Here is a 14,194-nt window from a genome sequence, read left to right as displayed (position 1 = left end):
AGGGGAACAGCGCAAGGATGCAAGAGGTACGTGGTGAGTGGGCGGCATCCGCCGTCCGGTTCGTGAAACAGCGCCGTCAGGAACCCGTGGTCGTCCAGGCGCTGAGATCGACGGCAGCCGCGACCATCGCCTATGTCGTCGCCGTACGGCTCAGTCCCGAGCCCGCGCCGCTCACCGCCCCCCTCACCGCCCTGCTGGTCGTGCAGGTCACCCTGTACGCCACGCTCACCACCAGCATGCGCCGGGTGAACGCCGTCGTGGCCGGCGTACTCGTCGCCATCGGTTTCAGCGTCCTGGTCGGGCTCACCTGGTGGAGTCTGGGGCTGCTCATCATGGCCTCGCTGGCGGTGGGGCATCTCGTGCGGGTCGACGAGTTCGTGCCCGAAGTGGCGATCAGCGCCATGCTGGTCCTCGGCGTGACGCGGGTGGGCGACACCGCGTGGGCCCGGATCCTGGAGACGTTGATCGGCGCGGTCGTGGGGCTCGCGTGCAACCTGCTGTTCGCTCCCCCGGTGTGGCTGGGCAAGGCCGGTGAGTCCATCGAGGATCTGGCGCGCCGGATGCGGCAGCTGATGCTGCGACTGGGCGAGGAGGCCGCCGGCCGCACGCCCTACGCGCAGGCGGCCGAGCGGCTCCACGAGGCGCGCCGCCTGGACCAGGACATCTCCCAGGTGGACGCGGCGCTGCGGCAGGCCGAGGAGAGCCTCAAGCTCAACCCGCGGGTCCGCGAAGGTCTGCTGCACCGTGTGGTGCTGCGTACGGGCCTGGACACGCTGGAGATCTGCACGGTGGTCCTGCGGGTGCTCGCGCGCAGCTTCACCGATCTCGCCAAGGAGCACGATCCCGAGCCGCTGTTCGAGCCACAGGCCGGGGCGGCCCTGGAGCAGCTGATCTCCGAGGTGGCCGACGCGATCGTGAGTTTCGCGGTCCTGGTGACGACGGACGTGAGCCGCAGTGCCGAGTCCGCCGAGGCCCGGCTCGGCGCCGAACTCACCACGGCGGCCGCCACGCGCGACAAGCTGGCCCAGTTGTTCCTGGAGGGCATCCAGCGGGACGCGCGGCTGTGGCATCTGCAAGGGGCCGTGCTGACCGAGGTCAACCGCATCCTCGACGAACTCGACATGGAGCACCGCTCCCGCCGCCTGCTGGAGGAGCTGGACCGCTGCACGCGCGAGCAGCGTGAGCGCTGGCCGCGCCTCACCCGCCTGCGGCAGCACACCCGGCTGCCGCGCCGCCTGCGCCGGAAGTAGGAGCGCTCCGGCACCTCGCGGCGGAACCACCCCTCCCCTTCGCGACGTTCTATCCGAGGAGGCGCCGCCGCGACCGGCGGCGTCACACCGACGAGGGGAGTGTCCGGATGCCTGACGGCACCGTGCGGATCGATGGGAACTCACTGCTGTTGCCCGGAGGCGTGCAGGTCCAGTTCATGCGGACGCTGCGGCTGCCCGAGACGGGTACGCACGCGCTGCCGCCCGGACTGGGCACCTTCCCGCTGCGCCGCGTCGAGGACTACGCGGACTCGGTGCCCGCCGAGTGGCGGGCGCGCGGCGGGGTGCTGCTGCCGGTGTATCTCCGCGAGGCCATGTGGCTGAGCTTCAGCGGTTCGACGGAGCCGGCCGCCCTGCAGGTGGGCGTCGGCAAGGTGTGCGCGATCTCGGGCAAGCCCTGGAGCGCCCAGCTGCACCGGGACCCGCAGAACTACGTGGTGCTGCCGCGCCAGCCGTGGCTCGACGGCATCAACTCCGGCAAGGGGACGGTCCGTCAGTTCGTCGCGGTGCCCCTCGGTCTCGGCGCCACGGTCGAAGGCCAGGTCACCGGCGAGGAGGTGTGGGGCGGCCTGCAGTTGCAGTCCTTCCCGCTTACTCCGGAGAAGCTGGCCGCGTGGCGCGAGGAGCAGCGCGCGCGGACCGAGATTCGCTACACCGGCGGGGGCTGGGGCGCCGCGCCGCCGGCGGCGGCTGCCGCGCCGGCCGGCGGAGCGGCGAGTCCGCCGCGTGCGGCGGCGATGGGGCTGGGCGCCGGCGGCTCGATGCGTCAGGAGGTCTACCAGGACAGCCGGCCGCACGGAAGCTGGGCCGACCAGCCGGCCGGACGCGTGTTCGTGCATCTCGTGACGCCGCCGGAGTGGCGGCGCATCACGGGCGAGGAGCCGCCGCCGTCGCCGGTGGACCGTGCCGCGTACACGCGGGCAGGGCTCCCCTGGTTCGACTACTACGACGAGGGCGCCACCGATGTCGCGCCCACGGACGCCCTGGGCGGGGTGAAGCCGGTCGGCGAGTGGCTCGGTGACGATCACGAGCCGTGGCAGCAGCCCTCGCCCCACCAGGTCAAACCGCTCGGGGACGCGCCGGGCAAGCCGGTCGAGGACGGCAACTGGTAGCCGGGAACGCGGTCGACGGGCCGTTGCGTCTCACGCAACGGCCATTGCCCTTCTTGCACGGCACGGGTGTCGCACGCCAAGGTGGCTGTCACAGCTGAGGCAACCGACACCCGAGGTGCAGGCATGAGCAGTGGTGGAGAACCGCAGCGCGGCGGCTGGAGCAGGCGTCGTTTCGTGGGGGCGCTCGCGGCGGCCGCCGCGGTGACGACCGTACCCGCCCCGGCCCCGCCGAGCGACGCGGTCCCGGCCGCCACCGGGTCGGGCCCCTCGACGCCGCCGAGGACCTCCACTCCGGCCAAGACCGCCCCCACCGCCGCTCCGTCGCCGGGCCGCCCGGCGGGCCCCCGCCGGCTGTTCCTCGGCACCTACACCTCGGTGGCCGGCGGCGGCACGGGCATCGGCCTGGCGACGTACGACGCGTCGACGGGGAGCATCAAGGGGGCCGGGGCGATCACCGGCGTCGGCGATCCGTCCTATCTGGCCCTGCATCCGGACGGCCGCACGCTGTACGCCGTCAATGAGCGGCAGAACGGCGGAGTGACCGCCGTAAGCGTCGCGACGAACAAGGTGCTGGGCACCAGGAGCACCGGCGGAGCGGGCCCCTGCCATCTGTCGGTGCACCCGGGCGGACGCTGGCTGCTCAGCGCCAACTACGTCTCGGGAAACGTGGCCGTGCACCCCATCGACGCCTCGGGCGCGCTCGGTGAGCGCAGCGCCCTGGTCACGCACTCCAGCCCGGCACCCGGACCCGGTCAACAGGGCCCGCACGCCCACCAGTTCATCACCAGCCCCGACGGCGGCCACGTGCTCGCCGTCGATCTGGGCACGGACACGGTGTACACGTACCGTCTGGACACGTCGAAGGGCACGCTCACCGAGGTCTCCCAGGCGCACACGCGGCCGGGCGCGGGCCCGCGACATCTCACCTTCCACCCCCGCGGCCGCTTCGCCTATCTGGCCAACGAGGTCGACAACACCGTCGTGGTCTGCGCCTACGACCCGGCCAGCGGGCGGCTGACACCGGGCGATCCGCAGCCCACGGGCACGGGCGCGGGCACGAGTTACCCCGCGCAGATCCTGGTGACGTCGGACGGGTCGTACGCGTATCTCGCCAACCGCGGCCACAACAGCCTGACCCGTTACGCCGTCGAGGCGGACGGTGCCCGGCTGAGGCTGCTGGACACCGTGCCGGTCGGCGGCGACTTCCCGCGCCAGATCGCGTTCTCACCGGACGAGCGGCTGCTCTTCGCGGCGAACCAGAAGTCGGGCACGGTCAGCGTCTTCCACGTCGACCTGGCCGGCGGCGAACTGCGGTCGGCGGGCGCCCCGTTCGCCTCACCGGTCGCCGTCTGTGCGCTGCCGCTGTAGGGCACGGGGGCAGCCGGCCGAGCTCGCCTGGGCGAGCAGGACGTGCATGCGTTCCGTGAGCTGCGTGACGCCGTCGGCGGGTGCGTGGAAAGGCAGTCGTACGTCGCCGTTGCCGCGTACCCGCTCGATGCGCAGAGTGAGTCCGTGCCGGTCGACGGCAAGCGGCAGCACCCGGACCGCGCCGTGCAGGCTGTCGGGTTCGACGAGCCGGGTGAGGCGCTCCACCGCGTCCGGGTGAGCGTCCGCGAGATGGGTGAGCAGCTTGGCCTCGGCCGTCGCGAGCGGGTCCGGTTCGGCGGCGGCGAACTCGTCGAGGTCCACCACGACCGCGCCGCCGGCCTCCCGCAGGACGATGCGAGAGGCCCGGAACGCGAGATGTCCCTCCTCGACGACGAACCAGCCCGCGAGCCAGAGCCGGGCGCGGATCCGGCTGCGGACCGGAACGGGCGCCACATCGGCGAACTCCAGCACGGCGGACGGCTCTCCGCGGGGCGCGCAGATCGCGGCCGCGAGCAGGCTGCTGTCCTCCGGTACGTGCAGGAGCACCCGGCCGTCCGCGGTGACGGTGTGCGCGTCGAGGAAATCCTCCCGGCCACCCTCCGCGGTCACCGTGCAGGACCAGGCCGCGGCGAGTACGGAGCGGGCGCGTTCGGCCGCGGCGGGCGCGGCCGTCCAGGTGTGACGGTCACCCATCAGAAACCTCCTTAGGTAAGGCTTGCCTAACCTATCGAAGATCGGGGTGCACGCCAACCATGCCTCGCCATTCCGTGCACGCCTTGTTCCCGGCGCGGACCCCGGCCGGGAGCCGGATCAGGGGGTGATCGCCCCGAGCAGCGCTCGCGCGCACAGGTCGCGCACCTGCTCGCGGGAGAGCCGCGGGTCCCTGAGCCACTCCAGACAGACGGCCGTGGTGAAGGCCAGCCATCCCCGCACCGCGATCCGGAGTTCGGGGCGGTCGTCGGGCACCCAGCCCAGTTCCGGATCCGCGGCGAGCGCCTGGAGGATCTGCCGCTCCTGCGCCGCCAACGCGCGCTGGTAGACCTTCCGTACGGCCTGGTCGCCCGCCGCGTCGGCGCGGTGGAAGGCGCGGAAGCCGTGCGCGTGCTCCTGCACGTACCCGAGGAAGGTGTCGAGCCCCGCACCCAGCTGTTCGCGGACCGGGATCCCCGGCACGGCCGCCGTCATCCGCAGCATGCGCCCGCTCTCGCGCTCGACGACGGCGGCGAAGAAGTCCCGTTTCGTCGGGAAGTAGTGGTAGAGCAGCCCGCGGGAGACACCGGCGATCTCGGCGACCCGCTCGATCAGGACGTCGTCGTAGGGGCTCTCCGAGAACAGTCGCGCCCCGACCGCCAGCAGCTCCTCCCGGCGCTCCTCGGTACTGAGCCGACGGCGCGTGCGCTCCCCCTGGTTCCCGGCCATGGCCGCACTTTACTTGACGTCCGTTCAACAACGGGACCACACTGATTTCCGCTATTGAACTCACGTACAACAGGACGACGGCCGGGTTCAACCCGCTGCCGGAGCAAGGGAGATGGCGTGATGGCGGAGACGACCGGGGCCGCGCTGCCCAAAGGGTTCCGCAGCGCGGAGCTGGGCTGGACGGAGCTTCATCGCATTCCGCGTCCCCCTTACCGGGTGCCGGTGATCGGCGACATCTGGGGGGCCGACATCCGCACGCCGGTGCAGGATTCGCTGCGCATCGGGCGCCGGCTCGGGCCGATCTTCCGGCGCAAGGGCTTCGGCAAGGAGATCGTCTTCGTGTGGGGCGCGGGTCTCACGGCGGAGCTGGCCGACGAGACGCGGTTCGCCAAGCACGTCGGCCTCGGGGTCGCCAACCTCCGCCCGGTGGCCGGGGACGGCCTGTTCACGGCGTACAACCACGAGCCCAACTGGCAGCTCGCACACGACGTCCTGGCACCGGGCTTCAGCCGTGAGGCCATGGAGGGCTACCACCCGATGATGCTCGCGGTGACCGAGCGCCTGATGGACCGCTGGGACCGGGAGGAGGCGGCCGGCCGCGCGGTGGACGTGCCGGGCGACATGACGAAGCTGACGCTGGAGACGATCTCCCGGACCGGGTTCGGGCACGACTTCGGTTCCTTCGAGCGCTCCCGTCCGCACCCCTTCGTGACCGCGATGGTGGGCGCGCTGACCCACGCCCAGCGCCGGAACGTCGTCCCCACCCCGCTGGCCCCTCTCCTGCTGCGCGGCGCCACCCGTCGCAACGAGGCGGACATGGCGTATCTGAACCGCACGGTCGACTCGGTCGTGGCGGCACGCGGCGGCCCGGGCGGCGAGGGGGACCTGCTCGACCGCATGCTGGCGACCGCCCACCCGGAGACCGGGGAACGCCTGACCCCGGAGAACATCCGCCGTCAGGTCATCACCTTCCTGATCGCCGGCCACGAGACCACCTCCGGCGCGCTCTCGTTCGCCCTGCACTACCTCGCCCGGCATCCGGACGTCGCCGCGCGGGCCCGGGCGGAGGTGGACCGCGTGTGGGGCGGGGCACCCCGGCCCGGTTACGACCAGGTCGCCAAGCTCCGTTATGTGCGCCGGGTCCTCGACGAGTCGCTGCGGCTGTGGCCGACGGCGCCGGCCTTCGCGCGGGAGGCCCGGCGGGAGACCGTGCTGGGCGGCGTCCATCCGATGCGACAGGGCGCGTGGGCGCTGGTCCTGACGGCGATGCTGCACCGGGACCCGGACGTGTGGGGTGCCGACGCGGAACGGTTCGACCCCGACCGCTTCGACGCCCAGGCCGTACGTGGCCGGCCCGCGCACACCTTCAAGCCGTTCGGCACCGGCGCGCGGGCCTGCATCGGCCGCCAGTTCGCGCTGCACGAGGCGACGCTGGTGCTGGGGCTGCTGCTGCGCCGCTACGAGCTGCGGGCGGATCCGGAGTACCGGCTGCGGGTGGCCGAGCGGCTCACCCTGATGCCGGCGGGGCTGCGGCTGCACCTGGAGCGCCGCGCCCCCACCACGGAGGCGGCCTCAGTCCTCGACTGTCCAGTGGCCGGGACGGGCGACTGACCCCGGCAGCTTTGTGCCGGCGCTGCCCCTGGCCGCGTTGAGCTGCGGCTGGGTCAGGAAGAACGCGCCGGTGAGGTCGGCGTCCGTGAGATCGGCGTCGCGCAGGTCGGCGCCGATCAGGTCCGCGCGGCGCAGGTCGGCGCCCGTCAGATCGGCGGCGATGAGGTAGGCACCGCGCAGGCTGGCGCCGCTGAGGTCGGCTCCCTTGAGGCGGGCGCCCATCAGGTCGGCGCCCCGGCGGTCCTTGCGCTTTCCGCGGCCGGCTCCCGCTCGCACGAGTTCGCTGGTCCGCAGCAGCAGCTCATTGACCACCTGCCGGTGCGCGCCGACGTCCAACTCACCCAGTTCCTCCGGGGTCAGGAGCGTGAGCCCCTCGGTCGTCTCCAGTACGCGGCGCAGATCGGCGTGGACCGGGCGGGCCGCGGACAGGGTCAGCGCCTCGTGCAGGTACCAGAGCAGCTCGTGCAGCTGACGCACGACGGGGAACACGTCGAACATCCGCCGGGCGTCCTCCCGCGAGCCCGAGCGCCAGTCCGTGCCGCCGAAGGTGACCTGGGAGACCTGCTGCCCGGCGCCGAAGCAGTCGTAGACCGTGCAGCCGTTGAAGCCCGTCTCCCGCAGCCGGGTGTGGATGCCGCACCGGAAGTCGGTCTCCAGGTTCGGACAGGGCGTGCCCGCGGCCTTGTCCATCGCGAAGTCCGCCGAGCGGGCGAACGGCAGCGCGACGCAGCAGAGCCCGAAGCACTGGCCGCAGTCGGCCCGCAGCTCCGAGCGCCGGTCCTGGACTGTTCCGCCGTCTTCTCGCATGGCCCCAGCCTACTGACCTGGGACGGACGGTCCGTCCGGGCCGGGGGCGAGAACCGCCGGCCGCACAGTGGACCATCATCGAACCGATCGGTACCATCTCCCGTATGCCCGTACCCAAGGGGACTTCCCTCGATCCGGACCGCACCCGCGCCGCCCTCCTCGCCTCGGCGACCGGGATCCTCTACGAGCGCGGCCTCGACGGCGTCGGCGTGGCCGAGCTGTGCCGCGCGGTCGGCGCCTCCAAGGAGACGCTGTACCGGCACTTCGGCTCCAAGGACGGACTCGTCGAAGCGGCGCTCGCCGCCCGCAGCGACCGTGTCGTGAGCTGGCTGACGGAGACGGTCGAAGCGGCCGGCCCCGACCCGGAGGCCCAACTGGGCGCCCTGTTCGACGCGTTGGGCGACTGGTACGCCGAACCCGGCTTCCGGGGCTGCGCGATCGTCAACGCGGCCACCCAGCGGCACGTCCCGCCCGCCCGTACGGCGGCCGACCGCCACCTGGCCCGCTACCGGGCGCTGCTCATGGAGATCGCGGAACGCGCGCGCGTGTCCGAACCCGCCCTTCTCGGACGGCAGTTGCTGATCCTCCTGGAAGGTGCCACGGTCGTCGCCGACCACCACGACCCGGACGGCCGCGCCGCCCAGGACGCCAAGCAGGCGGGGCTCGCACTCCTCGACCGAGCGGCCCGGAGGTGACGATGGACGTCCACGGCTTCACGGCAGCCGGCTTCGAGCCCATTGCGGAGGTCTTCGCCCGCAATTTCAAGGAGCACGAGGAGACGGGCGCCGCCTTCGCCGCGTACCGGGACGGGGAGCTCGTCGTCGATCTGTGGGGCGGCATCGCCGACCCGGACACCGGCCGTCCCTGGCGCACCGACACCCTGCAACTCGTCTTCTCCGGCGCCAAGGGTCTGACCGCGGCCTGTGTGCTGCTGCTCGTCGAACGGGGGCTGCTGGAGCTGGACGCACCAGTCGCACGCTACTGGCCGGAGTTCGCCGCGGCCGGCAAGGGTGGGATCACCGTCGCCGAGATCATGTCCCATCAGGCACGCCTGCCGGGCGTCCAACTTCCTTTCGCCGACGAGGAGTTCCTCGACCCTCGGCACATGGCCGGGCTGCTCGCCGGGCAGGCGCCGGCGGCCGATCCGCGGGCCGCGTTCATGTATCACGCCCTGACCTACGGGTGGCTCGTGGGAGAACTGATCCACCGCACCGACGGACGGAGCGTCGGGGCATTGTTCGCCGACGAGTTCGCGGGTCCGCTCGGTCTGGACGTCTGGCTCGGGCTGCCGGACGAGCAGCACCACCGGGTCGCCACCACTCTCCCGGGCCCCGGCGTCCTGGCACCGCCGACGGACGACGATCCGCTGCGCGCACTCACCCGCAATCCGCTGATCACCGCCGAGGCGCCCGCCCTGTGGAACAGCGCCGCCTTCCGGCGCGCCGAAGTACCGGCCGTCGGCGCCCATGTGACGGCCCGTTCGATGGCCCGCTTCTACGCCTGTCTGGCGCGGAGCGGCGAGCTGGACGGGGTCCGCGTCCTCGCGGAGGCGACCGTGCGGCGGGGGCGGCGCGAACTCCGGCGCGGTGTCGAGCCGTTGTGGGGCAGCCCGATGGCGTACGGAGCAGGCTTCGAGCTGGGGACCGAGACGGCGCTCTACGGTCCGGCGCCGGACGCCTTCGGGCACGCCGGCGCCTGGGGGTCACGGCACGGCGCCTGGCCCGGCGCCCGCGTCGGGTTCTCGTACGCGATGAACCGCACGCGCGCCGCATGGCCGGACCGGCGCCCGCTGAATCTGCTGACGGCACTGCACGACGCCCTCCCCCACTGATCTGATTCCCCACTGTCTCTGGAGGTTTCGAGGCGCACCCGGTATCGAGTCGCCCATGGACAATTCCTCGCTCACCGGGCTCCCCGTTCCTCCCCCGCAGGGAACAAGCGCGCTGCCGCCCGGAACGTACGACGGATCGCTGGTGCTGGTGACCGGCGGCGGCACCGGACTCGGCAAGGCGATCGCCGCGGAGTTCGCCCGGCTGGGCGCCGACCTGGTGATCGCCAGCCGGGACCAGAAGCGTCTCGGAGGCGCCCAGGAGGAGTTGGCGTCGTTGGGCACGCGGGTGACGACAGCCGTGTGCGACATCCGGGATCCGGACCGCGTCGCCGGGGTGTTCGACACCTACGGCCTGCCCGATGTCCTGGTGAACAACGCGGCCGCCAACTTCCCCGTGCCGGCCGAGGACATGTCCCCGAACGCCTGGCGGGCGGTCGTGGACATCACCCTCACCGGCACCTTCCTGATGACGCGCGAGTTCGGCCGGCGCCATCTGGCGGCTGGCACGCCCGGCTCGATCATCAACGTCGGTGCGTCGTACGCCTGGACGGGCGGCCCCGGGTACGCGCACAGCGCGGCGGCCAAGGCGGGCGTGCACAACCTGGTGGCGACCCTGGCCGTCGAATGGGGGCCGTACGGTATCCAGGTCAACGGGCTCGTGCCCGGGCTGATGCCGCACGAGGACATGACCGCCGACATCCGCGGTGCCCTCGACCGGGCCGACGATCCCGACGCCCGCCAGCCCGCGCTCCGCGTCGGCGCGCCGCGCGAACTCGGCTGGGCCGCGACCTTCCTGGCCTCGCCCTACGCCCGGTTCATCAGCGGTCACACGCTGGTGGTGGACGGGGCGAACTGGCAGCGCCGGGGGCTCGTCGGCCCGCCGGTGGTACCGCTGCGGGACCAGTTGGGGCTGGGGCCCTTCACCGGGTGACCACGCCTCGGCCGGCCGGCGCCGTGCGGGTCACCGGCCCTCGAAGCGCGGCGCCCGTCGCTCACCCTTCGCGGCGTACCCCTCTCGCGAGTCCTCGGACGTCAGGGTGAGCGCCGCCGACATGGCCGTCCGGTCCAGCGCGGCGGCGAGCCCGGCGTCCGCGTAACCGTCGATGTCGCGCTTGATGCCCTGCACGGCGAGCGGCGCATTGGCCGCGATCCCAGCGGCGACGGCGCGCGCACCCGTGTCCAACTCCGTTCTATCGCAGACGAGTTGGACGAGATGGAGGCGCTCGGCCGTGCCGGCGTCGATCCGACGGCCGGTCAGGGCCAGGAACTTCGCCCACCCCGCCCCCGCCTCCCGCGCGATCCGCAGATCACCGCCCGCGTCGACGGCGACCCCGATCTCCGCCTCCGGGAGTGCGAACACCGCGTCGTCCGCGGCGACCCTGACGTCCGCCATCAACGCCAGCTCGAAGCCGAAGCCGAGACAGTAGCCCTGCACGGCCGCCACGACCGGCTGCGGCAGCCGTGCGAAGGCGTCGAAACGCTGATGGGCCCAGCGGATGCCCTCGTAGTAGTTGCGGGTGCGCTCGGCTCCGGAGCGGCCGGTGACGGCACCACCGGGAGCCGTGACATCGATGCCCGCGCAGAAGGCGCGCCCCTCGGCCCGCAGCAGGACCACGCGGATGTCGTCGTCGAAGCGGATCCGGTCGGCGTACAGGCCGAGTTGGCGCGTGGACTCCCAGCTCCACGCGTTGAGCTTCTCCGGACGGCAGAGGGTGAGCAGCCCGACGCCGTCCTCGATGTCGAGACGCAGTCGCTCCTCGCCCTCGGGAATGTCCGTGCGCGTGGTGTCGATCATCCGCACCCCTCCCAGCTCTTCTGACGGGCCGTCAGAAGACTAGGAGGTCCCGGCAGCGGCTTGAAGAGCTTCGACCCGGCGAGTTCCGGCCCGGGGTCGCGCGGCCAAGCCGCCCCGCGCGTTCTCCTACGCCGCTTCGTAGTGGTGCGCGTCCGCGCCCCGCCACTTCACCCACGCGGGATCGTCCAGGAGATCTTCCGCGTCGGGCAGTCCGGCGCGGCCGAGGAACTCGATCAGGTCCTCGTCGGAGAACGCCAGGCCGAGGATCTCACCGCGTGCGGTCACGCGGCGACCGCCGGTGCCTGACGGCGGATGTACGACTATGGGGGCCCGTCCGGACATGCCTCCAGCATCGTCCCGCGCACCCGGACGCGCATCCGGAAGGGCCAGATCCGGGCCCCGATGCGTCGGGAGGTCACGCGCCGGGCCGGTCAGGCCTCGTCCCGGGAGAGCGCCAGCAGCCGGTCCAGGACGCGCGGCCCGCCCGCGCGCACCCCGTCGTGCTCGAACTCGTCGGTCACCCAGGTGCGCAGTCCCCGCACGGCGCGTGCCGTGCGCAGGGCGTGCTCGGTGTCGACGTACATGTCGTCGTGGTAGACCGCCGCAGCGACCGGCACCTCGTTCTCGGCGAGGCGGGCCGGGTCGTAGAGCGGCCGCCAGTCCGCGCGCGCGGCCAGTTCCTCGGCGGTCTCGCGCAGGGGTCGCAGGGCGGGGTCGTTCTCGAACATCCAGGGATGCACGGACTCGCCGGTGAACAGCAGCGGTCCGTCCTCCGTGAGCGTCTTGGCCGCGTCGAACTGCGGGAACTCGGCACGCACCCGCTCCGCGGACCAGGCGGTGGGGCGCTCGTCCTGCCCGTAGATCGCCTCGTGAACCAGCGCGTACAGCGGGTGGCCGGCGTACGAGAGGAGCCCCTGGACCTCCTCCTGGAACGCGTCGGAGAGCTCCTGGCCCCGGGGCGTGCGCACGAACGCGTGCTCCAGGAGGTAGTGGAGCCGGTGGCTGCCCTCCCCTCCGCCGAGGAGGATGCCGAGCGACTGGAAGGCCTCGACGGTGAGCCGGTATCCACCGGGCAGGACCGGCTCGTGGTGGATCAGGTACTCGGCGATCACCCGCGCCCGCTCGACGTCCTGCGGGTAGCGCGCGTAGTGCGCGGCCACCTTGCGCTCGATGCGCGGGTACGCCGCCCGGTAGACGTCGTCCGCGTGGGCGTCGAGGGAGGGCAGGCCGCCGGTGACGAGCGCGGCCTGCAGTCCTTCCGGCGCGGTGGACAGGTAGTGCACCGCGCAGAAGCCGCCGAAGCTCTGGCCGAGTACGGTCCAGGGGGCGCCGCCGGTGAGCTCGGGGCGGATCGCCTCGCAGTCGCGGACGATCGAGTCGGCTCGGAAGTGCGTGAGGTAGTCGGCCTGTTCGCGGGGGCCGCCGCGCAGCGGGAGCGTCTGGCGGTTCGCGGGCGTGGAGTGGCCGGTGCCGCGCTGGTCGAGGAGCAGCACCCGGAACTCCTGCAGCGCGCGGCCGAGCCAGGCCTGCTTGCCGACGAAGCGGTTGGCACCGAAGCCGGGGCCGCCCTGGAGGTAGACGAGCCACGGCAGCTGCTGTGACGCCTTGTCGCCGGCGACGGCCTCGCGGGCGAAGAGCTCGACGGTCTCCCCCGCCGGGTTGTCGTGGTCGAGCGGCACGGTGAAGTGCCGGTCGGTGAGGACGACGCCGGGCTGGCGATAGCTGGTGGTCAACAGGACTCCCGAGACGAACGGATTCCAGGCTGCGACCCAGTTGAGCACATGTTCGTCCGGCAACCGAGCCCTGGATCAAGAAAAACAGTACTGACTGGCCACTCAGCGCGGGAGTTGACGTGAACTGAACGGCCGATCAGCGCGCGGCGAGGCTGGAGCGGCGCACCACGAGTTCCGGCTGGAGGACGACCCGCCGGTGCTCGTGCGGGGTGGGGGCGGTCTCCGCCTCGGTCTCCTCCAGGAGCAGCTCGGCGGCGAGGGCGCCCATGGTCACGGCGGGCTGGCGTACGGAGGTGAGCGGGACCGCGGCGGCGGCCGCGAACTCGATGTCGTCGTAGCCCACGATCGCCAGGTCGTCGGGGACGCCGACGCCTGCCGCGTACATGGCCTGGAGCACGCCGAGCGCCAGCAGGTCGTTGGCGCAGAAGACTGCGGTCGGGCGGTCGGCGAGACCCAGGAGCCGTGCGCCGGCGTCCCGTCCGGCGGCCACGTCCAGGCGCTCGCTGGGCAGTTCCCGCAGGGCGTCCGGGCCGAGTCCCGCCTCGGCGAGCGCGTTCAGGGCGCCCTCCCGGCGGTCCCTGACCTGGTTGAGGCCGGGCGGACCGCTGACATAGGCGAGGGAGCGGTGTCCGGCGTCGACGAGATGCCGGACCGCAAGGGCCCCGCCCGCCACGTCGTCGACCGAGACCGAGCACTCGGTGGTGCCCTCGGCCACCCGGTCGACCAGCACGAACGGAATGCCGTGCCGGCGGAACGCCGCGATGTTGCGCCCCGTCGCGTCGGCGGGCGTCAGCAGCACCCCGCGCACCCGCTGCTCGGCGAAGAGCGACAGATAGTCGGCCTCCTCGCTCGCGCTCTGCCCGCTGTTGCAGACCATGACGCCGAGGCCGGCCTGCCGGGCCGCGCGTTCGGCGCCGCGCGCCACATCGACGAAGAACGGGTTGCCCATGTCCAGGACCAGCAGACCCATGATCCGGCTGCGCCCGGCTCTGAGCTGGCGTGCGGACTCGCTGCGGACGTAGCCGAGCCGGTCGATGGCGGACTGGACGCGCGCCCTGGTGTCGGAGGCGACCGTGTCCGGGCGGTTGATGACGTTCGAGACCGTGCCCACGGAGACTCCGGCGACGCGGGCGACGTCCTTGATACCCACCGACTGGGCCATCAGGCAGGGACCTCCAGAAGGGCGAGAAGCGGCGGGCAGACCCTCACATTACTCGCGTGGAGGGGGAAGCCCGTGGTCATGAGGCCGG

General features: G+C 72.6%; 14 protein-coding genes. 7 read left to right on the top strand and 7 right to left on the bottom strand.

All coding sequences use genetic code 11. From position 1 onward, the window contains the following. Window positions 1–17: 17 nt before the first annotated feature. The 3 genes from ACFWM2_RS03860 to ACFWM2_RS03850 all read left to right on the top strand — a co-directional run bounded on the left by ACFWM2_RS03860 (window position 18) and on the right by ACFWM2_RS03850 (window position 3,748). On the top strand, window positions 18–1,250 hold the full coding sequence (locus ACFWM2_RS03860; protein ID WP_383272661.1) for an aromatic acid exporter family protein: 1,233 nt from the start codon (window positions 18–20) through the stop codon (window positions 1,248–1,250). 107 nt (window positions 1,251–1,357) lie between these two features. Continuing rightward, the gene (locus ACFWM2_RS03855; RefSeq protein WP_383272659.1) at window positions 1,358–2,380 is read left to right on the top strand and encodes a hypothetical protein; all 1,023 of its coding nucleotides are present in this window, start codon (window positions 1,358–1,360) and stop codon (window positions 2,378–2,380) included. A gap of 123 nt (window positions 2,381–2,503) precedes the next feature. After that, window positions 2,504–3,748: a lactonase family protein gene (locus tag ACFWM2_RS03850; RefSeq protein ID WP_383272657.1), complete on the top strand. Its 1,245-nt coding sequence runs from the start codon at window positions 2,504–2,506 to the stop codon at window positions 3,746–3,748. Here ACFWM2_RS03850 and ACFWM2_RS03845 read toward each other — a convergent pair. Together ACFWM2_RS03845 and ACFWM2_RS03840 are read right to left on the bottom strand one after the other, a co-directional pair. Further along, a complete protein-coding gene (locus tag ACFWM2_RS03845) occupies window positions 3,716–4,441 on the bottom strand; it encodes a DUF2470 domain-containing protein (RefSeq protein ID WP_383272655.1) in 726 nt (241 codons plus the stop codon). The genes ACFWM2_RS03850 and ACFWM2_RS03845 overlap by 33 nt on opposite strands. A gap of 117 nt (window positions 4,442–4,558) precedes the next feature. After that, window positions 4,559–5,167, bottom strand: a complete 609-nt coding sequence (locus ACFWM2_RS03840) for a TetR/AcrR family transcriptional regulator (protein ID WP_383272653.1) — start codon at window positions 5,165–5,167, stop codon at window positions 4,559–4,561. A 120-nt stretch (window positions 5,168–5,287) separates the two neighbouring features. Between ACFWM2_RS03840 and ACFWM2_RS03835 the strand changes: the two genes are divergently transcribed. Then, the gene (locus ACFWM2_RS03835; RefSeq protein WP_383272652.1) at window positions 5,288–6,778 is read left to right on the top strand and encodes a cytochrome P450; all 1,491 of its coding nucleotides are present in this window, start codon (window positions 5,288–5,290) and stop codon (window positions 6,776–6,778) included. Here the strand turns inward: ACFWM2_RS03835 and ACFWM2_RS03830 are convergent. After that, window positions 6,740–7,585 carry a pentapeptide repeat-containing protein gene (locus tag ACFWM2_RS03830; RefSeq protein WP_383272650.1) on the bottom strand — a complete coding sequence of 282 codons (846 nt, stop codon included), beginning with the start codon at window positions 7,583–7,585 and terminating at the stop codon, window positions 6,740–6,742. The two genes, ACFWM2_RS03835 and ACFWM2_RS03830, sit on opposite strands and share 39 nt — an antisense overlap. 104 nt (window positions 7,586–7,689) lie before the next feature. Here ACFWM2_RS03830 and ACFWM2_RS03825 point away from each other — a divergent pair, with 104 nt between their 5' ends. Genes ACFWM2_RS03825 through ACFWM2_RS03815 form a run of 3 tightly spaced genes read left to right on the top strand, consistent with a single transcriptional unit; the run spans window position 7,690 to window position 10,347 of the window. After that, a complete protein-coding gene (locus tag ACFWM2_RS03825; RefSeq protein ID WP_383272648.1) occupies window positions 7,690–8,280 on the top strand; it encodes a TetR/AcrR family transcriptional regulator in 591 nt (196 codons plus the stop codon). Between the two features lie 2 nt (window positions 8,281–8,282). Next, window positions 8,283–9,416, top strand: a complete 1,134-nt coding sequence (locus tag ACFWM2_RS03820) for a serine hydrolase domain-containing protein (protein ID WP_383272646.1) — start codon at window positions 8,283–8,285, stop codon at window positions 9,414–9,416. A gap of 55 nt (window positions 9,417–9,471) precedes the next feature. Continuing rightward, window positions 9,472–10,347, top strand: coding sequence for an SDR family oxidoreductase (locus ACFWM2_RS03815; RefSeq protein WP_383272644.1), 876 nt, complete (start codon window positions 9,472–9,474; stop codon window positions 10,345–10,347). Between the two features lie 30 nt (window positions 10,348–10,377). On the opposite strand, the gene ACFWM2_RS03810 is transcribed toward ACFWM2_RS03815, so the two are convergent. From ACFWM2_RS03810 to ACFWM2_RS03795, 4 genes are all read right to left on the bottom strand, one after another. After that, window positions 10,378–11,211: an enoyl-CoA hydratase/isomerase family protein gene (locus ACFWM2_RS03810; RefSeq protein ID WP_383272642.1), complete on the bottom strand. Its 834-nt coding sequence runs from the start codon at window positions 11,209–11,211 to the stop codon at window positions 10,378–10,380. A gap of 126 nt (window positions 11,212–11,337) precedes the next feature. Further along, entirely contained in the window at window positions 11,338–11,553 is a 216-nt protein-coding gene (locus ACFWM2_RS03805) for a hypothetical protein (protein ID WP_383272640.1), read from the bottom strand. A gap of 89 nt (window positions 11,554–11,642) precedes the next feature. Next, a complete protein-coding gene (locus ACFWM2_RS03800; protein ID WP_383272638.1) occupies window positions 11,643–12,944 on the bottom strand; it encodes an alpha/beta fold hydrolase in 1,302 nt (433 codons plus the stop codon). Window positions 12,945–13,080: 136 nt separating this feature from the next. After that, window positions 13,081–14,106 carry a LacI family DNA-binding transcriptional regulator gene (locus ACFWM2_RS03795; protein WP_383272636.1) on the bottom strand — a complete coding sequence of 342 codons (1,026 nt, stop codon included), beginning with the start codon at window positions 14,104–14,106 and terminating at the stop codon, window positions 13,081–13,083. Window positions 14,107–14,194: the final 88 nt, after the last annotated feature.

The organism is Streptomyces sp. NPDC058371 (assembly GCF_042723265.1).
Taxonomy (GTDB): domain Bacteria; phylum Actinomycetota; class Actinomycetes; order Streptomycetales; family Streptomycetaceae; genus Streptomyces.
The sequence above is the reverse complement of the archived record's forward strand: the minus strand, read 5'-3'. Positions and strand labels throughout refer to the sequence as shown.